Source organism: Chitinophaga filiformis, from assembly GCF_900102545.1.
GTDB lineage: Bacteria > Bacteroidota > Bacteroidia > Chitinophagales > Chitinophagaceae > Chitinophaga > Chitinophaga filiformis.
Genome location: NZ_FNBN01000004.1, coordinates 163465 through 185691, shown reverse-complemented (window position 1 = coordinate 185691; position 22227 = coordinate 163465). Strand labels below are relative to the sequence as shown.

Sequence of the window (22227 nt, the reverse complement as noted above, 5' to 3'; positions counted from 1 at the left end):
TTTTCCTTAATTTTGCAGGCTAACCATGTATACACTCAAAAAATCGCTGGGGCAGCATTTCCTGAAAGATGAGAACATCTGCAGGAAGATTGTGGACTCCTTACCTGTAATTCCCGGTCAACAGATACTGGAAGTGGGCCCCGGAGCGGGCGCCATTACCAAATATCTGCTGGAAATACCAGATGTACACTTCAAGGCAGTGGAGCTGGATGCCGAAAAAGTACAATATCTGGAAAAGACATACCCTGCCATCCAGGGAAAGATCATACATGAAAGTATCCTGGATACACCAGCGCCTTACGGGGGCGAGTTTACGGTGATCGGCAATTTCCCTTATAATATCTCCTCGCAGATCATGTTCCGCATTCTTGAATGGAAGCAGCAGGTACCAGTGGTAGTGGGCATGTTCCAGAAAGAGGTGGCACTGCGTATTGCCGCTACCAAGGGAAAGGAGTACGGGATATTGAGTGTGCTGATACAGGCCTACTACAAGGTGGAATACCTGTTTGAGGTACATGAAAACTGTTTCAATCCACCTCCCAAGGTAAAATCGGCAGTAATCCGGTTACACCGGCTGGAACAGCCTTATAATATTGCCAGCGACCGCAAATTCCTGGTACTGGTGAAAACGGCTTTTGGCCAGCGCCGCAAGCAGTTGCGCAATCCGTTGAAGCCATTATTTGATAAGGAATTTTTGCAGGATAGTATTTTTAATAAAAGAGCAGAAGAGCTGAGTATAGCAGATTTTGCAGCATTATCCCATAAGATGATATGAGCAGGAAAGTATTGATCACCGCAAAGGTGCACGAGTATTTGATCAACAAACTGGAAGAAAAAGGATATGAAGTAAGCTACAAGCCTTCCATTACTTACGATGAAGTGGTGGCTGCGATCCATGAATTCATGGGTATGATTGTTACTACCAGGATCAAAGTGGACAAGGGAATGATAGACCGTGCCGGTCAGCTGCAGTGGATTGGCAGATTAGGTAGCGGTATGGAGCTGATTGACGTACCTTATGCAGAAAGTAAGGGCATTCATTGTGTGAGTAGTCCGGAAGGCAATCGCGATACAGTGGGAGAGCAGGCAGTAGGTATGTTACTGAGCCTGCTGAATAATATCCAGAAAAGTAACCTGGAGCTTCGTCAGGGAATCTGGGAACGCGACGGTAACCGTGGTTTTGAGCTGAATGGCAGGACGGTAGGTATCATAGGGTATGGTAACACCGGTGGAGCGTTTGCACGCAAATTAAGGGGCTTTGACGTAGAGATCCTGGCATATGATAAGTACAAGACCGGCTTCAGTGACCAGTACGTACAGGAGGCAACTATGGACCAGCTGTTCGAAAAAGCAGAGGTGGTTAGCGTTCATCTGCCTTTGACCGCAGAAACACATCACCTGGCTAACACTGCCTTCTTTAATTCTTTCAAACATCCTATCTGGTTCATCAATGCAGCCAGGGGCAAGATTGTAAACACAGATGACATCGTTGGCGCGCTGGAAGCAGGAACCATAAGAGGCGCCTGCCTGGATGTGCTGGAGAATGAAAAACTATCGACTTACAGTGCAGCAGAAAAAGAGCGGTTTGAGAAGTTGTTACATATGCCTAATGTGATTATGACGCCGCATATCGGAGGGTATTCTCATGAGGCCAGCGTGAAAATGGCAAGGATTGTACTGGAGAAATTGCATGTTATTTAAGATTGTTTCGCATTTCAACCTCTTCCATTATAAATACCGTAAATATGACAATATTTATTGCGTGTATTTCAACAAGGTGATGTAAAAAATATTATATTTGCTGTATACCAATTTTACAACGCTTCTGTGCAAACGGGGGCGTTGATTTTTTTTCTTATTTCTAAAACATAACGTTATGTCTGGTATAAACTACGTTACCAAAGAGACCCTGGACCAGATGCGGGAAGAGCTCAACTACCTCAAGACCAAAGGTCGGGCGGAGATTGCCAGAGCTATTGCAGAAGCGAGGGAGAAAGGTGACCTCAAAGAAAATGCTGAGTATGATGCTGCCAAGGAAGCGCAGGGAATGCATGAGGCAAGACTTGCGTCACTGGAAAGTGCGATTGCAACTGCAAGAGTGGTGGAAGCTGATTCCATTGATACCTCTAAAGTATCCATATTGTGTAAGGTAACCATTACAAATATGGCTAATAAGAAGACAGTTACTTATCAGCTGGTTTCCGAGAAGGAAGCTGATCTGAAACAGAACAAGATTTCTGTAACTTCTCCTATCGGAAAAGGCCTGTTGGGCAAAGCTGTAGGAGAGATTGCAGACGTACAGGCACCGAATGGTAGTCTGAAGTTTAAGATTGAAAATATTACAGTATAAAGGAATAAGATCATCGTAATGAAATGCCCGCCTTTGTTCAACAGGGGCGGGCTTTTTTTTATACCTTTATGTCCATTAAAAATGAGGACCATGACTGTTTTTACAAAGATCATCAAAGGCGAGATCCCCAGTTATAAAATAGCCGAGAATGATAGTTTCTATGCCTTCCTGGACATCTTCCCTTTAGTGAAAGGCCATACGCTGATCGTACCTAAAGTAGAGATAGACAAGTTTTTTGATGTGACGGATGATCTGTTGGGGGAGTGGTTACTGTTTGCAAAACCTATTGCGGAGTCCTTAGAGCGTCATTTTCCCTGCAATCGTGTAGGTGTAAGCGTTGTCGGCTTAGAGGTACCACATGCGCACATGCATCTGATACCTATCAATACGGCGGATGACATGAACTTTTCACGTCCCAAGCTGAAGTTGTCGGAAGAAGAATTCAAGGCAATACAGCAGAAGATTACAGCTGACCTGGAACGTTGAAGCGGAACCCTACTCCATGGAGGGTTTCCAGTTTGATAGAGGGGTCTGACCGGAAATGTTTTCTGAGCTTGGTAATGAATACGTCCATGCTGCGGCCCAGGAAGTAGTCATCTTTGCCCCATACGTGAAATAATATTTCTTCCCTTTTCAGGGTCTTATTGGCATTGTCGCAGAGATATTTCAGAAGGTCGGCCTCTTTTTGGGTGAGAGTGCTGGACACTTCTCCGTTCTTCTCACGGAGTATAAGATCATTATAGTCAAAGGTCAGTTTGCCTATATTGTATTGGGTACGCTTTTCCGCTACGCTGTTGGCAGTTTTACTCCTTTTCAGGAATACTTCAATGCGCAGCAGGAGTTCCTGCATACTAAAAGGCTTGGTAATATAGTCGTCTGCGCCGGTTTTGAAACCTTTGATCTTATCCTCATCCAGCGCTTTCGAGGTTAGAAAGAGTATGGGGATGAAGTCATTTTTTCTACGGATCTGTTCTGCCAGTGTAAAACCATCTTTTTTGGGCATAACAACATCCAGTAAACATATGTCAAAGGTCCGCGACTGGAACTGTTCCCAGGCCATTTGTCCGTCTGTGCTATGTACCACATCGTAGCCCGCTTCTTCCAATCGTTTCTTCGTTACCGCACCAACATTTTGATCATCTTCCACCAATAGGATTCTTGCTTTCATAGCTTGTGATGCTGATTATAAATACCATAATTCATGGTGTAAAGCCCCAATTATCGACTGGGAGCGTTTATGAAGATTTTAATTCAAAGTAAATACAATTTATCAATTTCTGGAAAAACGTCTGCCTTAAACCTGGAATTATCTGTCATAACAATGATTATTCTACTATCCTTTCGGGGTTCTGTTGAAGGAACTGTTCCCATCCTTTGGCTTTGCGTGTATCCGGTAAGACACTGGACTCCTGGAAGAAGTGACACACCGCCACGGCGAGAGCATCGGTAGCATCCAGAAATTCAGGTCGCTCTTTGAAATGTAGGATTCTTTGTAACATCTGCCAAATCTGCTCTTTATCCGCATTACCATTGCCGGTAACGGACTGTTTAACTTTTTTGGGAGAATACTCGGTAACAGGCACTCCTGCCTGCATTGCGGTGGCAATAGCTACGCCCTGAGCACGGCCCAGCTTTAACATACTTTGCACATTCTTACCAAAGAAGGGAGCTTCAATTGCGCAGGATACCGGTTTGTGCACTCGTATCAGTTCATTTACACGGGCATGTATCAGTTGTAGCCTTTCGTAGTGGTCTTTATGACGGGACAGTTTCAGCACATCCATTTCCAGCAGGCTGGCCTTAGATCCTTCCACCAGTATCAGTCCATAACCCATCACAAGTGTACCGGGGTCAATGCCCAGAATTATTTTTGACTTGTTTGCCAACCACAGTTTATTTTTGCCAAAATCTTGATGTCTGAACAAAAATACCAAAATAATTCTCAATTACCTGCTGGGAGCAGTGCTTTTTACCTGGTTAGCCTATTCCATCTATACACAATTGCTGCATCATCCCAATCTGAAGGCATCTTTGTGGCAAATGGCAGAGACCCTGAAGAACAGGGGGCGCGGGGGATTACTGCTGGTGTTAGCCGGCATGTTTGTGAACTGGGGACTGGAAGCCCGCAAATGGCAGTTGCTGGTCAAGCCGTTACAACATATATCCTTTCCCCGTGCCTACAGCGCCGTATTGTCGGGGGTATCCTTTTCCATTAATACCCCTAACCGTATCGGTGAGTACGGCGGAAGGGTCTTATATCTCAGAAGTAACAGAAGTAAGCTGAAAGCTATTGCGGCCACTATGGTAGGTAGTTTTAGCCAGCTTATTGTCACTATTATTTTTGGGTTAACAGGCCTTTGCTACTATATCAACAAATTCCCGCTGGTAAAGGGAAACGGCTATTTTGCTCCCCATTTCTGGGAGAAAATCCTGCTAGGATTGCTAATAGTTATTTGTGCCTTGGTCATATTGTTATATTTTCGGTTGCAGATCATCCTGGCGATATTTGAAAAGATCCCATTGTTGAGAAAAGCCCGGATATTTGTCCAGATCATTGTTCGTTACTCAGCCGGCGACCTTGAGCATCTACTGCTGCTTTCCGCCATCAGATACATTGTCTTCTCGGCACAGTATTTGATTTTGCTTGACACATTGGGCGTGGAGATGCTTTGGTGGCAAGGTTTTTTGATGAATGCTGTTGTTTATCTTGTAATGGCCCTGGTACCTACTATCGCTATTGCGGAACTTGGACTCAGAGGAAAGGTCAGCCTGTACTTTATGGGATTACTGAGTACCAATGGTCCCGGAATTATCGCAGCCACTGTATGCATCTGGTTTATCAACCTGGTTTTGCCAGCCATCCTGGGAAGTGTGTTGTTGCTGGGAATAAAGATTTTTAAGGAAAAATAGCTTTCATCAATGAGGTGTCTTCTACTGATTATCATTAGCCTGGCCACTATCCGCCCCGCAATTGCACAGACCGAATTCTGCGGACTTCGCAATACCAGCTTCATAGCCGGAGAGAGTATAACACTCAAGGTTTATTATGCCCTCGGTAAGCTCTTTATCGGCGCAGGCGAAGCGGTGTTTACCTGCAACCTGGAAAAGCTCAATGGAAGAGACGTCTATCACGTAACGGGCGAGGGTAAAACATTCCGTACCTATGACTGGTTCTTTAAAGTAAGAGATAAGTACGAAAGCTATATTGATACCGCTACGCTGCTGCCCCAACGCTTTATCAGGAACGTCAATGAAGGCGGCTACAAGATATACGCCAACGTTACCTTCGATCAGATCCATAATACCGCTGTAAGTAATGAGGCTACCATTAAAACCCCCGCCTGTGTGCAGGATGTGATCAGCGCTATCTACTATGCAAGGAATATCAATTTTGATAAATATAAACCCGGCGACAAGATCCACTTTGACATGTACCTGGATAACAAGATTTACAATATCTATATCCGTTATATAGGCAAAGAGACTGTGGAGACCAAGTTTGGTAAGTTCCGCGCTATCAAGTTTGCGCCATTACTCCTGCAGGGGTCTATGTTTGAGGGAGGCGAAAAAATGACGGTATGGGTGAGTGATGATGCTAATAAGGTACCCCTGCGCATCGACAGCCCTATCTCCGTAGGTAGTGTAAAGGTGGATATGGTGGCATACAAGAACCTGCGTTATAACTTTACTTCCCTGATCAGTAAATAGCCCCGGGACCGACACCCTTCATCCCTTTTTACCTAATTTTAACTTTCTGTATGCAAGGGCCTGGCACTGGCACACTGTAATAATACCTATATTTGTTTGCACATTAATACTTTATTGAATATGGAAGAACGTAAACCAAAAATATTGCTGGCGGAAGACGATACCAACCTTGGGATGGTATTGAAGAATTATCTTGAACTGAATGACTATGATGTGGAGCTGTGCCGCGATGGTATACTGGCATTGGCAGCATTCAGACGCGAGAAATTTGACATCTGCCTGCTGGACATCATGATGCCCAATATGGATGGTTTTAAGCTGGCAGAAGAGATCCGTGACGTGGATCCGGACATCCCGCTGTTCTTTCTCTCAGCCAAAACAATGAAGGAAGATGTGATCCATGGTTATAAACTCGGAGCAGATGACTACATTGCCAAACCTTTCGACAGCGAACTGCTGCTGCTGAAAATAAAGGCTATTCTGAAACGTAACCAGGAGCTCAACAGTAAGGAGGAAGAACAGCATGAATTCAGGATCGGACGTTATGCATTCAACGCCCGCCTGCGTACCCTGACAAGGGAAGGGGATTCCCACACATTGTCTCCTAAAGAGAATGAATTGCTGCGTATGCTGTGTGAACATAAGAATGACCTGCTGCCGAGAGAACTGGCGCTGAAGAAGATCTGGGGTAGTGATACCTATTTCAACGGACGCAGTATGGACGTTTACATCGCCAAACTCCGTAAATACCTGAAAGAAGATCCGGATATCGAGATTGTCAATATCCACGGTAATGGTTTCCGCCTGGTAGTAAAGGACTGATCATATTAAGAAAGATATTGGGAGAGCTCCCGGCGAAGAGACCAGACCATTTCGGCCTCCGCCCGGAGCTTTCTGTTTGTGGCAAATCATAGAGATGTATGAAACTTTTACTTATTGAAGATGAACCGTCAGTAGTATCGTTCATACACCGTTATCTTACAGAAGCGGGGTACGACGTAAGTGTGGCAATGGATGGGCAATCCGGTCTGCAGATGGCCACAGAACACAGTTTTCAGCTGATCATCCTGGATGTGATGTTGCCTGGTATGAACGGGATAGCCGTTTGTAAAGCGTTGCGTCAGCAAAACGACACAACTCCCATCCTGATGCTTACTGCCCTGGGCTCTACTGAAAATGTAGTGGCAGGCCTGGATAGCGGCGCCGACGACTATCTTGTCAAGCCTTTCAAGCAGGCCGAGTTGCTGGCCCGTATACGCTCTTTGCTGCGCCGTAGTCCTGATAATACAGCCAATGCTGTTAATACCACAACTAACAATAATCACAATACCAATGTGCTGAAGGTATCCGATCTGGAACTGGACCTGAACACTAAAAGCGCCAGCCGTTACGGCGAAAACATTGTGCTGACCGCTACTGAATACAGACTGCTGGAATATATGATGAGAAACCCCCGACGTGTGCTTTCCAGGATGGAAATACTGGAGAATGTATGGGGTGTGGATTTTAATATGAACACCAAAGTAGTGGATGTTTATGTCAACTACCTGCGGAAGAAAGTAAACCGTAAAGAGCAGCCTGCCTTGATCCAGACGGTAGTGGGAATGGGATATATGCTGAAAGAAGAAGAATGACTATACGTAACAAGATATTAGGTTTATTCACTGCACTCACTGTCTCCATTATCCTGATGATGGCGGCTTTTGCCTATTTTCTTATCAATCGTCAGTCTTTCGACGACTTCTATAAACGGCTTGAGATCAGGGCCTATATCGCGGCCAGAGCCAGATTCACGCAGGATAAAGACAACAGTGCGGCTTATGCCGAGATCCGGAATGAACACCTGGAACGTCTGCCGCATGAAAAAGAATATTTCATAAGAGTGGATACGACCGGTATTCCGGCCCTGGAGCCCGATCTTGAGCCCTTACGCCAGCAGTTCTATGATAATGTAAAGGCAGAAGGGAAGGCCACTTACCGTTATAAGGACACTTTCTATCAGGGTGTATTATTTGAGAATGAAGCCGGCAAATACATCGTGATTGTTTCAGCGAGTAATGTATTTGGCCAGCAATTTATGACTGAACTGAGAAGGACCCTTGTGATCTGTATGGCTATTGCTGCAGTAGTAGTTGTAACTACAGGGCTTTTCTTTTCCAGGTATATCCTGCGGCCGGTACGTCATATCACTTCCCGTGTAAAAGATATCAGAGCGCATAATCTGCATCTGCGGCTGGACACGCCTACGAGTAAAGATGAAATGACGGAACTGGCCCAAACCTTCAATAACATGCTGGACCGCCTGGAAACCGCATTTGAAACACAGAACAACTTCGTAAGTAATGCCTCTCATGAACTGGGTACCCCGCTGACTGCTATCATCGGAGAGGCAGAACTGGCCCTGAATAAACAACGTGATGACGAACAGTACAGGCAGTCACTGTCAGTAATTCTGAAAGAAGCAGAAAGGCTGGAGCATATTACCAAGAGCTTACTGAGCCTTGCCCAGACAGGATTTGATGGAAAGAAGCAACAGCTGGAGAAGATACGTACAGATGAACTGATCTTTACAGTAAAAGAAACAATAGATCGTATTAATCCAGGCAATCAGGTGGAGATTGACTATACCATGCTGCCTGAAGAAGAGGATAAACTTATCATATTAGGGAATGCACAGCTCCTGCAACTGGCATTAAGTAATATTGTACAGAATGCCTGTAAATACTCCGACAATCGCCCTGCATCCGTAGCACTGGCGGCTACTGACAAGAATAATATCATTATTATCAAAGACAATGGAATAGGTATTCCTGCCCGGGATATGCCTTTTATTTACGATCCTTTTTACCGTGCTTCCAATACCGGCGGCTATAAGGGCTATGGTATCGGTCTGCCACTGGCACGTAATATCATACGCCTGCATGGAGGTAATATTGTTGTTAACAGTAAAGAGAACCAGGGAACCGAGATCAGGATTATGTTACCGACATATATGCGTTCATGATAATGTTTTATTCTTACCGTTTTCTTACCTGTTTTTGACCTCATTCTTACCCTGACAGCAGTTTCTTACAACATTTTTACCTTTTTTTTAAGTTCCTTTTATCCGGCCCTTACCTGTTCCTAACCTCGTGCTGGTAGTTTTGTATCAAAAGAATTACCCATGAAGCATGTATTGATTCCTACAGATTTTTCTATCCGGTCTCTTCGCGTAGTGCACGGTGTGGTTGAGCGCTTTGGTGGTGAACCACTCAATATTGTCCTGATGCATGCGGTGGAAATGCCCGGCTCTATAATGGACCTGATGATGCTGTCCAGAAGGTCATCTCACTACGATCTCATTACGGCTGATTATAAAGATGCCTGCGAGATCATTAAGAATAAATACGCCTCTGTTATTCATTCGCTGAAAACTGAATTCCTGGTCGGTAATGGTAAAGGTCTGTTCAGGAACTTCCTGCTATATCACAACATAGATGTGATAGCATGCGCTGCAAAGGATGAATTCCGCAAAGCAGGCCCGAACAGCTACAACCCGGTAGAACTGATCAGAAAAAGCAAATACCCTGTACATCATATACAGTTGGCACCAAGGAAAGAGAAATACCTGGTGTCTGCTATGTCAGAGTTGTTTGAAGTATAGAACTTTTAAACCGTTACAAGATGTTGTTGAAAAAGAATATCCCGTTCAAATATGTTTTCGGGAAAATAAAATATGAGATCCTGCTCGTAGCGGTATATACGCTGGTGATAGTATTGCTGCACGACAGGTTTAATCTGAAGCATATGGCTATTCCCCTGTCTGTGCCTATGATTATGGGTACAGTCATTTCCCTGTTGCTGGCCTTCCGTTCCAACCAGGCATATGACCGCTGGTGGGAGGCAAGAACGGTATGGGGGGCTATTGTAAATGATTCGCGTACGTTTTCAAGGCAGGTACTTTCATTCATAGATAGTTCCTACGACGGAGAAGAAATAGGGCATTTCAGAGAACGTATGGTACGCAGGCAGATAGCCTGGTGTTATGCGCTCAGTCAGTCCCTGCGTGGATTGGATGCCAGGGAAGGACTTGACAGGCATATTCCGAAGAGAGAGATATCACATGTATGTAAGTACACAAATGTTCCAATGGCGTTGCTTGAATTGCATGCACGTGATCTGAACTATGCGCTGAAACAGGGATGGATCAATGAGTACCAGCAGATACAGTTAGATCAGACCCTGAGCCGTTTGTGTGACGGAATGGGTAAATGTGAGCGTATCAAGAATACGGTCTTCCCGGCTACTTACAGTCTTTACATCCATTTTGCCCTGAACTTTTTCATCCTGTTACTGCCATTTGCGCTGATAGAGTATTTCGGGCTGGTTGAAGTACCAATGGTTGTAGCCATCGCCGCTTCTTTCCTGCTGATAGAAAAGATGGCGATCCACCTGCAGGATCCGTTTGACAATAAACCTACAGATACGCCGATGACGGCAATATCGAGGAATATTGAGCGTGATCTGAAGCAGATGCTGAATGATCATCATTTGCCTGAAACCATAGCTGCAGAACATAAATTCTATGTAATGTAATAACCGTTTTAAGCCTACACTTATCTTACTCTGTTGGAGAAGGGATAACGTTCCGGTGCATACAAACAACAGCACAATTAAGGATTAACGGAAGGATTACTACAGTGCCGGGGCGTCATTCCAATATGGATATAGAGTGTTATATGGAGGAAACAAGTAAGGGAGCTTTCGCTCCCTTTTATTTTTTATATCGCGTATGATCAGAATAACATGCCGCTGCCGCCTCCCCTGGGGGCTTTGCCCAGATGCACATAGGCTTTCTCTGTGACTTCCCTGCCACGGGGTGTTCGTTTGATAAAACCCTCCTGTATCAGGAATGGCTCATACACCTCTTCCAGAGTGCCCGCTTCTTCTCCAACTGCGGTAGCGATGGTAGTAATACCTACAGGGCCGCCTTTGAAGTTCTCAATAATCACCTGGAGAATACGGTTGTCCATTTCGTCCAGTCCGTATTCATCCACGTTCAGTGCTCTCAGGCTATGTTGTGCTATGTCCAGGTCGATAATACCGTTACCTATAACCTGTGCGAAATCCCGCACGCGTCTGAGCAAACCGTTGGCTATACGCGGAGTACCTCTGGAACGCCGTGCTATTTCCATGGCTGCATCTGAGGTGATCTTAGTCTGTAATAATCCGGCTGCCCGCCAGATGATCTTTTGCAGGGTAGCGGCGCTATAATATTCAAGTCTCGACTTGATACCGAAACGGGAGAGCAGTGGCGCAGTCAATAATCCTGAGCGGGTAGTGGCGCCTATCAGTGTAAAAGGATGCAGTGTGATCTGTATGGAGCGTGCACTGGGACCGGTATCGATCATAATATCGATGCGGTAGTCTTCCATGGCTGAGTACAGGTACTCTTCCACCACAGTACTGAGCCGGTGGATCTCATCGATGAAGAGCACGTCCTTATCTTCCAGGTTGGTGAGCAGGCCTGCCAGATCACCGGGTTTTTCTATTACCGGTCCGGAAGTTTCCCTGATATTCACCCCCATTTCATTGGCCACTATACGGGAAAGGGTAGTTTTTCCCAATCCGGGAGGACCATGGAACAGAATATGGTCCAATGCTTCCCCTCTCAATTTGGCTGCCTTGATAAATATTTTCAGGTTGTCAATGATCTGATCCTGCCCGGAGAAATCAACGATCTCCCGGGGACGGATGCTATTCTCAAACTCCTTTTCTGCCGCGCTCTGGCGGTTTTCTTCTGGTCTTAGCGGATTAGACATATCGGGGTGAAAGTTACCAAAAATATAGCTGTTGGCGGCAGCCGGTAATACATTGTGTGGTATATTTATGTAACGCCACTAAATCTAACCCGGCTCGAAACAATGAGAAAATATTATACACTACTACCTGCCCTATGCCTGATCACCCTCATGACCCAGGGGCAACAGATTAAAAAGTCAGAAGTAAAACGCATATTATCCACATTAGCTGCCGATGATATGCAGGGACGTGAAACCTTCAAACCTGGTGCGGAAAAGGCCGCTGCATTCCTGGAAAAGGAATTCGCAGCTGCAGGCCTGCAACCACTGGCCGGAGATAACGACTTCAGACAATCCTTTTTTCAATACGACACTAAGCCGGTACAGCAGGAACTGATACTGAACGGGCAACCTGTTGATGGAAGAGTGTTTGTAACCGGTGTCGAAAGTAAGATCAGCTGGACACAGGATACCCAGGTTGAAATAGCCCATATCAACGCCGGAGATAATTTCGATAATAAGGTAAGGGAACTGAAACGCGCTCCGCGTAATACCCTTGTCTGGGTGGATAATGCACAGGCCGAAAAATTCAACCAGTTTGCCGGTGGACTAAAACAGCATGGCGGCAGCAAACAGGATAGCACAGCTACTGTTGTATTCGTCTTAAAACAGGATGTAGCAGATGATGCCGGAAAGTGGTCAGTACAGGCCTCACAGGAGGTCACCCGTCTGCCGCTTTGCAATGTGGCGGGCATGCTCACTGGTAGCGGTAAACCGGATGAATATGTGATTTTCTCCGGTCACTATGATCATATCGGGATCCTGACACCAGTAGAACAGGACAGCATTGCCAACGGCGCTGACGATGATGCAAGTGGAGTAACCGCAGTATTGATGCTGGCGAAATATTTTAAAAAGCATCCTCCGGTACGTAGTATCCTGTTCGTGGCATTTACAGGTGAGGAGATTGGTGGTTATGGCTCCCGTTACTTTTCCCGCCAGCTGGACCCCGAAAAGATCGTGGCCATGTTTAACATAGAAATGATCGGTAAGGAGTCTAAGTTTGGAAAGAACAGTGCTTTTATCACAGGCTACGAGCGTTCTGACTTCGGGCAGATACTGGGTCGTAATCTGGAATCTTCCGTATTCCATTTCTATCCTGATCCATATCCTGAACAGCAGCTTTTTTACCGTTCTGATAATGCTACGTTGGCAAGACTGGGCGTACCGGCACACACGATCTCCACAACGCAGATCGATAAGGATACCCTGTATCACAGCGTGAATGATGAGATGGAGAGCATGGATCTGGACAATATTACCAGCATTATCCAGGCGATAGCGACCAGCGCCACTTCTATCGTAGATGGTAAGGATACGCCTACCCGGATAGACAAAGCAGCTGTGAGCAGTCGCAGATAATTTTAAGGGATCATCTGCAGGATGATGTTTGGATCGGGGCAGTTGGCCAGGTATTTCTCCCTTTCACTGTATCGGCACACGCCGGGATAATCTCCTTTATTGCCTTCCATGTCAGTGATGATCTGGAAGTGAAGGTGAGGAGGCCAATGACCATTCTCCGGAATATCCCCGAAATGGGCTATCTGCTGACCTGCCACGATCCGCATATTCTCTTGCAGACCTTCCAGGTCGCGCAGGGAAAGATGGCCATACAGGGTATGGAAAACATGTCCCTCCAGCTGATGACGAAGGATGATAGTAGCGCCATAGTCGCCATGGATATCATTGAACCGGAAACTATGAACGGTGCCTTCCATAGGGGCAAATACCGGCGTTCCGGGGGCGCCCCATATGTCAATGCCTAAGTGCAGTCGGCGGGGTTCATCGGCTGTAGAAAAGTGTTCACTGCGTGAGTAGATGGTCCGGTGTTCTGCATAGCCACCTATACCGAACAGGCACTCATGGTCGGCCAGCAGCTGATTTACATAATCTGTGAACTTTTGAGTATCGTCCAGTATTGCTGCAGTAAGGGTTGTATTGTTGTCGGTAAAATCCATAGCCAACAGGCTATCATTCTCCGGGTCAAACAATACTACTGGCTGAAAGGGTTGATGACGCTCCAGGATCTTTTCTAACATACTGATGGATTGAAAGGGGCAAAATACGAAAAGTGCGCTTTATGTTAATAAGCAGTGTACAAAGGCTATAGCTATAAAAGTAAAAGGCCCCGGAATTACACCGGGGCCTTTTACTTTTATAGCTTATTCAGGATCAGGTAACTATGTTAATCATCCTGCCTTTTACGATCACCACTTTCTTTACCGGTTTTCCATCGATCCATTTCTGAACGGCCTCATTAACCAGTACTTCTTTTTCAATGCTTTCATTGTCTGCATCGAGTGGGAAGCTCAGTTCAGTACGAGTTTTACCATTCACAGCGATTGGATAGGTGAACGCGCTTTCCTTAGTATATTTTTCTTCAAATACAGGATAAGGAGCGTCCAGGATGCTGGTGGTATTGCCCAGCTGGTGCCACAGTTCTTCGGCTATATGCGGTGCATATGGCGTCAGTAATATCAATACTGGTTCCAGTATACTACGCTTATTGCACTTCAGGCTACTCAGTTCATTCACACAGATCATGAACTGGCTGACCGCCGTATTGTAAGAGAAGTTTTCTGTATCAGCATCTATCTTCTGAATGGTCTTGTGCAGGATCTTCAGCTCTTCAGGTGTAGCCGCAGCATCTGTTACAATGATGCCTTTCTGCTCGTCGGCAAACAGGCGCCACAGCTTTTTCAGGAAGCGGTGTACCCCTTCAATACCTTTGGTATCCCATGGTTTGGACTGTTCTACCGGTCCGAGGAACATTTCGTACATGCGGAAAGTATCAGCACCAAACTTCTCAACTACGTCGTCTGGATTGACAGTGTTGTATTTTCCTTTACTCATTTTTTCGAGTAAAACACCGCAGATATATTTACCATCTTCCAGTACGAATTCTGCATCTTTATTGGCAGGTCTCCAGTTTCTGAAAGCCTCAATATCCAGTTCCAGACCATCTACGATATTAACATCGGTATGCAATTCGTCTGTTTCATACTGGTCTTTCAGGCCATGGGAAACATAGGTATTAGTACCACGAACACGATATACCATACGGGAACTACCACCGATCATACCCTGGTTGATCAGTTTTTTATACGGCTCCTGGAAGCTGATATACCCCAGGTCATACAGCGCTTTTGTCCACATACGGGAGTACAGCAGGTGACCTACGGCATGTTCTGTACCACCCACATAAACATCTACCTGGTTCCAATAGTCTGTCGCTGCGCGGTCTGCAAATACTTCCTTGTTTTTAGGATCGGCATAACGCAGGAAGTACCAGCTGCTACCTGCATAACCAGGCATTGTATTGGTTTCGCGTTTGGTGTCTGCATCGATATTTACCCAGTCGGTAATGTTGGCCAACGGACCTTCACCTTCTTCACCGGGTTTGTAGTTCTCCACATGCGGTAAGGTAACCGGCAGATCCTTCTCATCCAGTGCATAAGGAACACCGTTCCTGTATACGATCGGGAATGGCTCACCCCAGTAGCGCTGGCGGCTAAAGCCGGAATCCCTCATCTTATAATTGATCTGGCGTTTACCGATGCCCATTGCCTCTATTTTCTCAGCTACTACATCCATGGCGTTACGCATGGTCATGCCATCCAGGAAGTCGCTATGCTGCAGGATGGCATCTTTTGTAGGATTGGCCTCTTCACCGTTGAAGGCATCTCCGATAATGTTAGTGATCGGGATGTTGAAGTGTTTTGCAAAAGAGTAGTCACGCTGGTCGCCACATGGTACCGCCATAATAGCGCCGGTGCCATATCCCGCCAGTACATATTCAGAGATCCATACGGGGATACGGCGTCCGTTGAACGGATTAAGCACATATGCACCGGTAAAGCAACCGGTGATCTGTTTTACCTCAGCCAGGCGCTCACGTTCAGAGCGGCTCTGTACATAGTCCAGGTATTTTTCTATATCTGCTTTCTGATCTGCAGTAGTGATACGGCTTACCAGGTCGTGTTCAGGCGCCAGCACCATGAAATCAACACCGAAGATGGTATCAGGGCGGGTCGTATAAACAGTCACTGCACTATCAGCAATACCATCAAACGCAAAAGTGATCTCAGCTCCCTGGCTCTTACCGATCCAGTTACGCTGCATTTCCTTCATAGCGTCGCTGTACTCAACGATTTCCAGTCCTTCCAGCAGGCGGTTAGCATACTCTGTGATACGGAGGAACCACTGTCTCATTTTCTTTTTGATAACAGGGTAACCGCCACGCTCACTAACGCCATTCACTACCTCATCATTGGCCAGTACGGTTCCAAGAGCAGGGCACCAGTTCACTTCGGCAAAAGCCAGGTAAGCCAGGCGGTAGTGCATGAGTATCTCACGCTGACGTACTTCACTGAATTGTTTCCATTCTGCCGCTGTGAAGCTGATATTACGGTCGCCGGGACATTCATGCTCCTTATTGCCTGCTTTTTCAAAAGCGGCGATCAGGGTTTCAATACGCTCTGCTTTCTGCAGGGAACGGTTGAACCAGCTGTCGAACAGCTGCAGGAAGATCCACTGTGTCCATTTATAATAGTCAGGATCGCTGGTCTTGATTTCACGATCCCAGTCAAAACTGAATCCTATATTGTCCAGCTGCCTGCGGAAGGCGGCCAGGTTGTTGGCGGTAGTAACTGCGGGGTGCTGACCGGTTTCCAGTGCATACTGTTCTGCCGGCAGGCCAAAGGCGTCCCAGCCCATAGGGTGGAGCACATTAAAGCCTTTCAGTCTTTTATAACGGGCATATATATCTGATGAAATATACCCCAGTGGGTGTCCCACATGGAGCCCTGCCCCTGATGGGTAGGGAAACATATCCATTACATAACATTTGGGTTTGGGGCTGTTGTTGCTAACCTGGTAAGCCTTCGTGTTTACCCAGTGTGCCTGCCACTTTTTCTCAATCGCCCTGAAATTGTATTCCATATAATAATTAAATAATCTGTCTTATTGTACATGGGCTTTAATTTAAGGCCCATGCGTTGAGCTTAAAATAACGTTAAAGGACGACAAAAGTAAACATAACTGCTAATTTTTATTATTTTCGCCATTAAACGGTAGATTAATGGCGCAGCAACCCGGCAAATCATCATCAAAAAAATCCAAACCTTCCTATCTCTACTCTATTATTGGGGTGGCCTTAGTTCTCTTTCTACTGGGAACCCTTGGCCTGATCGTTATACATGCCAATAAACTGAGCGAATTCTTCAAGGAAAGTATTGAGATCCAGGTGATTCTGAGGGATAATGTGAAGGAAGAACAGGCAATAGCCCTGCGTGATTCCATCGCTTCCCGTCCCTATGTGAAGTCCATTGAATACGTATCCAAAGATATGGCTGCCGAGCGCTTTAAAAAGGAATTTGGCGAGGATTTCATCACCCTCCTGCAATACAACCCATTGTATGCCAGTATCAACATCAAGGGAAATGCTCCTTATGTAAATCCTGACAGCCTGAAAGTGATTGAGGCGAACCTCACACAACAGAGTATTGTGAGAGAGATCTCTTATCAAAGGGGGCTGGTTAGCAAGCTGAACGAGAATGTAAGGAAGATAGGCCTGGTGATACTCGGCATCTGTATATTACTCTCCCTGGTAGTGATCGTACTGATCGACAATACTATCCGCCTGGCGATGTTCAGCAACCGTTTCCTGATCAAGACCATGCAGATGGTGGGTGCTACCCGCTGGTTCATTGCCAAGCCATTTGACCTGCGCAGTATCATTAACGGGGCCCTGAGCGCCATTCTTGCCATTGCCGGTGTATGTGGTATTGTTTATGGTGCAGACCAGCTGCTGCCAGAACTGGCAGGCATGAGAGACTATTTCATGATGGCCTTGCTCTTCATTGGCATGATCATCATCGGAATCTGTATTTCCCTGGTAAGTACACACCGTTCAGTAATGAAGTACCTGCGTTTAAAACTGGACGATCTATATTAATCTGATAATTTCACCACACGATACTATGAGTAAAGCATCCAAGCATATTACCGTTGAGAAAGCAGGCGTAGAAGTACGCCCTGTTTTTGCAAAAGAGAATTACAAATTCATGATCGCCGGACTGGCAATCGTTGTCGTAGGTTTCCTGTTAATGATGGGAGGTAACAGCGATGATCCCAATTCATTCAAACCTGAAGAAGTTTATAGCTTCCGTCGTATCACCCTGGCGCCAATCGTGATTGTGCTGGGACTGATCGTAGAGATCTACGCAATCATGCGTAAGCCTAAATAAGGATGCATATAAGATATTGAATGTTCACGGCGATGAAATGCTCATCGCCTTTTTTTTGATAACAATACTTCAGCACTTAAACTCTTTTATTGTCATGGATCTCTGGCAGGCGATTATTATTGCGATCGTGGAAGGATTAACCGAATTCTTACCTGTATCATCAACAGGGCATATGGTGATCACCAGTGCATTGTTAAAGCTCAATAAGGACGAATTTACCAAACTGTTTGAAGTTTGTATCCAGCTGGGTGCCATCCTCGCTGTTGTGGTCTTATACTGGAGGAAATTCCTGGTATTCGATAAGAACAGGGTCAGTTTTTATATCAAACTGGTCGTGGCGGTATTACCAGCACTGATTGTAGGATACTTATTTGCAGATCGTATTGACGCACTGCTGGAAAGCCCCCTGGTTGTAGGCATCACTTTATTGCTGGGAGGTATTGTCCTGTTATTTGTAGACAACTGGTTCACCAATCCAACCATAGAAAAGGATGAAGAAATGAGCCTTTTCAAGGCCTTGCGTATTGGTTTCTGGCAATGTGTAGCCATGATACCAGGTGTGAGCCGTAGTGCCGCTACCATCATCGGTGGTATGCAACAGAAGCTGACACGCAATGTCGCTGCAGAATTTTCCTTCTTCCTGGCAGTACCCACCATGGCTGCCGCTACTGGTTATAAACTGCTGAAAGGCCGTGAACTGCTGATGTCCAATACCGATAACCTGAAGCTCCTGCTCGTAGGAAACATCGTGGCATTCATCGTAGCAATGATCGCCATAAAATTCTTCATCAACACCTTGAAGAAATATGGTTTCAGGGTGTGGGGATACTACCGTATTGTGGTAGGTATCGCTATCCTGGCAGCTATCGGACTTGGTTATAAATTATCTGTTTAATTAAACTTTAAAATAAAAGACAGGTCCCGGGCCACCTGGTCCGGGACCTTATCATTAATCACCTGTGCCTATATGAGAGTTATATCCCTCTGCCTGTGCTGTATGCTGATGACCTATGCTGTCGTAGCACAACGTAATTATGTTCCTGGTGTGATCGTTACTTCAAAGAATGATTCCCTGAAAGGATTTATTGATTTCCGCAACTGGTACCAGTCTCCCAATGAAATTGACTTTAAGGAAAGCCTGTCGAACGGAAATGAACAACACTTTAAACCTGCAGATATCAATGGGTTTAAAATGGCTGAACCGGAAGTAGTATATGTAAGCCGGAAACTGCGTATTGATATAACCAAACAGGATGTCAATAGTCTGAATGAAAAAACAGAACGCATTGTACAGGATACCCCGGTATTCCTGATGAGAATGGTAACAGGTCGTTATAACCTGTATGAGTATGTTGATAAATTCTCCAGGGTTCACTACGTATATGATGCGGTTGATGTACCAGCTACTGAGCTGGAATATATACAACAGTATGTAGAGCGTGCTTCCGGCAGCGGTATTTTTACTGAAGAAAAATACAAGGATCAGCTGGCGGCTTTATTTGCGGATAATGCAGCGCTGGCCAAAAAAGCCAGCCAGGTAGCTTACCGGGAACCTAATCTGAAAAAGCTCTTCCTCGCGTACAACAACTATAAGGAACCAGGAGCCCAAACAAGTGAACCGGTAACTGTACAGAAGAAAAAACGCCTGCCGGTAACCTTCGGCATTATGGGCGGAATGGCTTTTACCAGCTATCCTTTTAAAGGTTCTGCTTATATCGGACTGGGTGAATATGAAAACTCCAAAGGTCCTATAGGTGGTATCTGGGCTGATATTCCGCTGGGCCGTAACGGGCGTAATATTTCATTTGTGCCGGAACTATTATATAAAAAGCTGGAAACAACCGGGGCTTTGCATGGCATATACGCCGGCCAGATTGTGAAGTTCGGGTTCACCTATCTGCAGGTGAATACATTATTCCGTTATACCTATCCGACTAAAACCCCAATAAGGCCTTATATCAATGTCGGATTAGGAAATGGATTCGTAATTAAAACAAATGAGAACGGACTATTGAGAAGTCCTGACAGGGAATGGGAGGTAGCCATTGACGAGCCACGTAAATATGAGCAGACACTCATAGGCGGAATAGGCGTGAAGATCTACAAAGTGAGTGCCGAAGCAAGATATACAACGGGCAATGGGTTCTCTCCTTATCCAGCCGGGAGAACCGCTATTCACAGCTTCCAGATCCTGGCTGCTATCGGCTTCTAACCTTTTACTGCCAGCAGCAATTCCAGGTCGGTATATTTCAGTTTGAATTTTTCACTGAGATGGTAATTGGTCAGTGCTCCTTTGTAGAGATAAATACCATTACGTACACCGCGTTTTATCCATACAAGATTTTCAAAACCGCCATCATCGGCAGCTTCCAGCAACAGAGGCATCAGTACATTACTGATCGCTTCTGATGCTGTGCGGGCGAACCCTGAGGGGATGTTGGGAACGCAATAATGCACAACGTCATATTTTTTGAAGACAGGGTTCTCATGACTGGTGATCTCTGAGGTTTCGAAACAACCACCACGGTCAATACTGACGTCTACGATCACCGATCCTGCTTTCATATTGCTGACCATCGCTTCTGTTACAACGATAGGTGTGCGGCCGCTCTGGGAAGATAAGGCGCCTACCGCTACATCCGCATTGCGGAGTTGTTCTGCCAGTACTTTAGGCTGTATAACAGAAGTGAATATACGCACGCCGATATTGTTCTGGAGGCGTTTCAGCTTGTAGATATTATTGTCAAATACTTTTACAGACGCACCCAATGCCATCGCCGTTCTGGCGGCAAATTCGCCTACTATGCCAGCTCCTATGATCACTACTTTGGTAGGAGGGATGCCCGTTACACCGCCCAGCAGAATACCTTTTCCTTTATTGCCATTACTGAGGTACTGACCTGCGAGCAGCATGACTGCACCACCGGCTATTTCACTCATGGCTCTTACGATTGGATAAGTACCTGCATCATCTTTCAGATTTTCAAAAGAGAGAAGGGTGATCCTTTTTTCCATCATCTTCTGTACCTGCTCTATCTTGAGGGCTGCCAGGTGGATAGGGGAAATGACAATCTGATGAGGATGCAGTAGTTCTATTTCTTCGTCATTCAGTGGAGCAGACTTTACGATGATCTCCGCTTTGAAAACTTCTTTCTTGTCATACAGGATCTCAGCGCCGGCTTCTGAAAAATCAGTATCATAGAAATGTGAGCCGTCGCCCGCTTTATGTTCTACAACAATATGATGACCATTGCTGGCTAATATACTGACCGCATCGGGTGTAAGTGCAATGCGGTTCTCCTGGAAGGAAGTCTCTTTAGGTATGCCAATAAATAAACGGGAGTTCTTTTGTGGAATATCTAACGTTTCTTCCAGTGGTGAATACGTAAAGCCAGCACTCACAACAGGTTTTTGCCTTTGCTCCATATGATTATCAAGATTGGTCCGGGTGATTTTTTCCGCGTATCCAAAGATACGTCATTTGTTCAAAGCATTATCCGGCGCGTAAAAGCCTTTTTTTGTCGGGTAATACTGATAGCTGCAACCGGACAGTATCCGGTGGTAGTAAGTCATTGATGATATCAGGCCATTCTACGAAACTGATTGCATGATTACGGTATATAGTGTCTTCAACGCCCGCTGCTATGGCTTCTTCTTCGTCCTTCAGCCGGTAGAGGTCCAGATGATATATGGTATATTCCTGACCGTTTTCCCGGAAAGCATATTCGTTTATGATTGAAAAAGTAGGACTGGCGGTAGCATCTTCCACGCCTCTGGCAGCACAAAGCGCCTTCACAAAAGTAGTCTTACCTGCTCCCATCGGCCCTTCCAGGGTGAATATATGTTGCCCCTTGTAATGTTGCCAGAAGCTTTCGGCGGTAGCCGGCAGCTCTTCCTGAGAAAATGTCCATTCCATGGAGTAAATTTAGCTAATTACTATATCATTGGTTGCTACCGAGTTGCATTAAAAGTTCAACCATCCGGAACGAATTGATAATCTGTGCAATAAGCGGATACGTCGATACTCCGTTGCATTAATATTTTATTCACGTAAAACAGTGCTCGGTACCTTTGATAAGGT

General features: G+C 45.6%; 23 protein-coding genes. 16 read left to right on the top strand and 7 right to left on the bottom strand.

Annotated features, from left to right (window positions below; translation table 11 throughout):
- Nucleotides 1-25: 25 nt before the first annotated feature.
- From rsmA to BLR32_RS18570, 4 genes are all read left to right on the top strand, one after another.
- Nucleotides 26-775 (top strand): 16S rRNA (adenine(1518)-N(6)/adenine(1519)-N(6))-dimethyltransferase RsmA, encoded by a 750-nt coding sequence (gene rsmA, locus BLR32_RS18585; RefSeq protein WP_089834351.1) that lies wholly within the window; start codon nucleotides 26-28, stop codon nucleotides 773-775.
- Nucleotides 772-1701, top strand: coding sequence for an NAD(P)-dependent oxidoreductase (locus BLR32_RS18580; RefSeq protein WP_089834350.1), 930 nt, complete (start codon nucleotides 772-774; stop codon nucleotides 1699-1701). The genes rsmA and BLR32_RS18580 overlap by 4 nt, the downstream gene beginning before the upstream one ends.
- A gap of 175 nt (nucleotides 1702-1876) precedes the next feature.
- Complete coding sequence (gene greA / locus BLR32_RS18575; RefSeq protein WP_089834349.1) at nucleotides 1877-2350, top strand: transcription elongation factor GreA; 474 nt, start codon at nucleotides 1877-1879, stop codon at nucleotides 2348-2350.
- Nucleotides 2351-2440: 90 nt separating this feature from the next.
- A complete protein-coding gene (locus BLR32_RS18570) occupies nucleotides 2441-2836 on the top strand; it encodes an HIT family protein (RefSeq protein ID WP_089834348.1) in 396 nt (131 codons plus the stop codon).
- On the opposite strand, the gene BLR32_RS18565 is transcribed toward BLR32_RS18570, so the two are convergent.
- Together BLR32_RS18565 and ruvC are read right to left on the bottom strand one after the other, a co-directional pair.
- A complete protein-coding gene (locus tag BLR32_RS18565; RefSeq protein WP_089834347.1) occupies nucleotides 2814-3518 on the bottom strand; it encodes a response regulator transcription factor in 705 nt (234 codons plus the stop codon). The two genes, BLR32_RS18570 and BLR32_RS18565, sit on opposite strands and share 23 nt — an antisense overlap.
- A gap of 157 nt (nucleotides 3519-3675) precedes the next feature.
- Nucleotides 3676-4236, bottom strand: a complete 561-nt coding sequence (gene ruvC / locus BLR32_RS18560) for a crossover junction endodeoxyribonuclease RuvC (RefSeq protein ID WP_245705460.1) — start codon at nucleotides 4234-4236, stop codon at nucleotides 3676-3678.
- A gap of 76 nt (nucleotides 4237-4312) precedes the next feature.
- Between ruvC and BLR32_RS18555 the strand changes: the two genes are divergently transcribed.
- From BLR32_RS18555 to BLR32_RS18525, 7 genes are all read left to right on the top strand, one after another.
- A complete protein-coding gene (locus BLR32_RS18555; RefSeq protein WP_176842337.1) occupies nucleotides 4313-5260 on the top strand; it encodes a lysylphosphatidylglycerol synthase domain-containing protein in 948 nt (315 codons plus the stop codon).
- Nucleotides 5261-5269: 9 nt separating this feature from the next.
- Nucleotides 5270-6058, top strand: coding sequence for a DUF3108 domain-containing protein (locus BLR32_RS18550; RefSeq protein WP_089834344.1), 789 nt, complete (start codon nucleotides 5270-5272; stop codon nucleotides 6056-6058).
- Nucleotides 6059-6178: 120 nt separating this feature from the next.
- Entirely contained in the window at nucleotides 6179-6880 is a 702-nt protein-coding gene (locus BLR32_RS18545) for a response regulator transcription factor (RefSeq protein WP_089834343.1), read from the top strand.
- A gap of 98 nt (nucleotides 6881-6978) precedes the next feature.
- Entirely contained in the window at nucleotides 6979-7692 is a 714-nt protein-coding gene (locus BLR32_RS18540; RefSeq protein ID WP_089834342.1) for a response regulator transcription factor, read from the top strand.
- Entirely contained in the window at nucleotides 7689-9062 is a 1374-nt protein-coding gene (locus BLR32_RS18535) for a HAMP domain-containing sensor histidine kinase (protein WP_089834341.1), read from the top strand. The genes BLR32_RS18540 and BLR32_RS18535 overlap by 4 nt, the downstream gene beginning before the upstream one ends.
- A 159-nt stretch (nucleotides 9063-9221) precedes the next feature.
- On the top strand, nucleotides 9222-9701 hold the full coding sequence (locus BLR32_RS18530) for a hypothetical protein (protein WP_089834340.1): 480 nt from the start codon (nucleotides 9222-9224) through the stop codon (nucleotides 9699-9701).
- 20 nt (nucleotides 9702-9721) lie between these two features.
- The gene (locus tag BLR32_RS18525) at nucleotides 9722-10633 is read left to right on the top strand and encodes a bestrophin family protein (protein ID WP_089834339.1); all 912 of its coding nucleotides are present in this window, start codon (nucleotides 9722-9724) and stop codon (nucleotides 10631-10633) included.
- A gap of 200 nt (nucleotides 10634-10833) precedes the next feature.
- On the opposite strand, the gene ruvB is transcribed toward BLR32_RS18525, so the two are convergent.
- Nucleotides 10834-11859, bottom strand: a complete 1026-nt coding sequence (gene ruvB, locus BLR32_RS18520) for a Holliday junction branch migration DNA helicase RuvB (RefSeq protein ID WP_089834338.1) — start codon at nucleotides 11857-11859, stop codon at nucleotides 10834-10836.
- A 102-nt stretch (nucleotides 11860-11961) separates the two neighbouring features.
- Here ruvB and BLR32_RS18515 point away from each other — a divergent pair, with 102 nt between their 5' ends.
- Nucleotides 11962-13260 (top strand): M28 family metallopeptidase, encoded by a 1299-nt coding sequence (locus BLR32_RS18515; RefSeq protein ID WP_089834337.1) that lies wholly within the window; start codon nucleotides 11962-11964, stop codon nucleotides 13258-13260.
- A gap of 2 nt (nucleotides 13261-13262) precedes the next feature.
- Here BLR32_RS18515 and BLR32_RS18510 read toward each other — a convergent pair whose 3' ends face one another.
- Nucleotides 13263-13937, bottom strand: a complete 675-nt coding sequence (locus BLR32_RS18510) for a peptidoglycan DD-metalloendopeptidase family protein (protein ID WP_089834336.1) — start codon at nucleotides 13935-13937, stop codon at nucleotides 13263-13265.
- A 133-nt stretch (nucleotides 13938-14070) separates the two neighbouring features.
- A complete protein-coding gene (gene leuS / locus BLR32_RS18505; protein WP_089834335.1) occupies nucleotides 14071-16839 on the bottom strand; it encodes a leucine--tRNA ligase in 2769 nt (922 codons plus the stop codon).
- A 139-nt stretch (nucleotides 16840-16978) separates the two neighbouring features.
- Here leuS and BLR32_RS18500 point away from each other — a divergent pair, with 139 nt between their 5' ends.
- From BLR32_RS18500 to BLR32_RS18485, 4 genes are all read left to right on the top strand, one after another.
- Complete coding sequence (locus BLR32_RS18500; RefSeq protein ID WP_089834334.1) at nucleotides 16979-17854, top strand: cell division protein FtsX; 876 nt, start codon at nucleotides 16979-16981, stop codon at nucleotides 17852-17854.
- 25 nt (nucleotides 17855-17879) lie between these two features.
- A complete protein-coding gene (locus BLR32_RS18495) occupies nucleotides 17880-18146 on the top strand; it encodes a DUF3098 domain-containing protein (RefSeq protein WP_089834333.1) in 267 nt (88 codons plus the stop codon).
- Nucleotides 18147-18240: 94 nt separating this feature from the next.
- Nucleotides 18241-19041: an undecaprenyl-diphosphate phosphatase gene (locus BLR32_RS18490; RefSeq protein WP_089834332.1), complete on the top strand. Its 801-nt coding sequence runs from the start codon at nucleotides 18241-18243 to the stop codon at nucleotides 19039-19041.
- A 72-nt stretch (nucleotides 19042-19113) separates the two neighbouring features.
- Entirely contained in the window at nucleotides 19114-20358 is a 1245-nt protein-coding gene (locus BLR32_RS18485; RefSeq protein ID WP_089834331.1) for an outer membrane beta-barrel protein, read from the top strand.
- Here the strand turns inward: BLR32_RS18485 and BLR32_RS18480 are convergent.
- On the bottom strand, nucleotides 20355-21572 hold the full coding sequence (locus BLR32_RS18480; protein ID WP_089834330.1) for an alanine dehydrogenase: 1218 nt from the start codon (nucleotides 21570-21572) through the stop codon (nucleotides 20355-20357). The genes BLR32_RS18485 and BLR32_RS18480 overlap by 4 nt on opposite strands.
- A 67-nt stretch (nucleotides 21573-21639) precedes the next feature.
- The gene (tsaE, locus tag BLR32_RS18475; protein ID WP_089834329.1) at nucleotides 21640-22062 is read right to left on the bottom strand and encodes a tRNA (adenosine(37)-N6)-threonylcarbamoyltransferase complex ATPase subunit type 1 TsaE; all 423 of its coding nucleotides are present in this window, start codon (nucleotides 22060-22062) and stop codon (nucleotides 21640-21642) included.
- Nucleotides 22063-22227: the final 165 nt, after the last annotated feature.

Coding starts and splice junctions, on each gene's coding strand:
- rsmA (WP_089834351.1), top strand. CDS start 26: ATGTATACACTCAAAAAATCGCTGGGGCAGCATTTCCTGAAAGATGAG.
- BLR32_RS18580 (WP_089834350.1), top strand. CDS start 772: ATGAGCAGGAAAGTATTGATCACCGCAAAGGTGCACGAGTATTTGATC.
- greA (WP_089834349.1), top strand. CDS start 1,877: ATGTCTGGTATAAACTACGTTACCAAAGAGACCCTGGACCAGATGCGG.
- BLR32_RS18570 (WP_089834348.1), top strand. CDS start 2,441: ATGACTGTTTTTACAAAGATCATCAAAGGCGAGATCCCCAGTTATAAA.
- BLR32_RS18565 (WP_089834347.1), bottom strand. CDS start 3,518: ATGAAAGCAAGAATCCTATTGGTGGAAGATGATCAAAATGTTGGTGCG.
- BLR32_RS18550 (WP_089834344.1), top strand. CDS start 5,270: ATGAGGTGTCTTCTACTGATTATCATTAGCCTGGCCACTATCCGCCCC.
- BLR32_RS18545 (WP_089834343.1), top strand. CDS start 6,179: ATGGAAGAACGTAAACCAAAAATATTGCTGGCGGAAGACGATACCAAC.
- BLR32_RS18540 (WP_089834342.1), top strand. CDS start 6,979: ATGAAACTTTTACTTATTGAAGATGAACCGTCAGTAGTATCGTTCATA.
- BLR32_RS18535 (WP_089834341.1), top strand. CDS start 7,689: ATGACTATACGTAACAAGATATTAGGTTTATTCACTGCACTCACTGTC.
- BLR32_RS18530 (WP_089834340.1), top strand. CDS start 9,222: ATGAAGCATGTATTGATTCCTACAGATTTTTCTATCCGGTCTCTTCGC.
- BLR32_RS18525 (WP_089834339.1), top strand. CDS start 9,722: ATGTTGTTGAAAAAGAATATCCCGTTCAAATATGTTTTCGGGAAAATA.
- ruvB (WP_089834338.1), bottom strand. CDS start 11,859: ATGTCTAATCCGCTAAGACCAGAAGAAAACCGCCAGAGCGCGGCAGAA.
- BLR32_RS18515 (WP_089834337.1), top strand. CDS start 11,962: ATGAGAAAATATTATACACTACTACCTGCCCTATGCCTGATCACCCTC.
- BLR32_RS18510 (WP_089834336.1), bottom strand. CDS start 13,937: ATGTTAGAAAAGATCCTGGAGCGTCATCAACCCTTTCAGCCAGTAGTA.
- leuS (WP_089834335.1), bottom strand. CDS start 16,839: ATGGAATACAATTTCAGGGCGATTGAGAAAAAGTGGCAGGCACACTGG.
- BLR32_RS18500 (WP_089834334.1), top strand. CDS start 16,979: ATGGCGCAGCAACCCGGCAAATCATCATCAAAAAAATCCAAACCTTCC.
- BLR32_RS18495 (WP_089834333.1), top strand. CDS start 17,880: ATGAGTAAAGCATCCAAGCATATTACCGTTGAGAAAGCAGGCGTAGAA.
- BLR32_RS18490 (WP_089834332.1), top strand. CDS start 18,241: ATGGATCTCTGGCAGGCGATTATTATTGCGATCGTGGAAGGATTAACC.
- BLR32_RS18485 (WP_089834331.1), top strand. CDS start 19,114: ATGAGAGTTATATCCCTCTGCCTGTGCTGTATGCTGATGACCTATGCT.
- BLR32_RS18480 (WP_089834330.1), bottom strand. CDS start 21,572: ATGGAGCAAAGGCAAAAACCTGTTGTGAGTGCTGGCTTTACGTATTCA.
- tsaE (WP_089834329.1), bottom strand. CDS start 22,062: ATGGAATGGACATTTTCTCAGGAAGAGCTGCCGGCTACCGCCGAAAGC.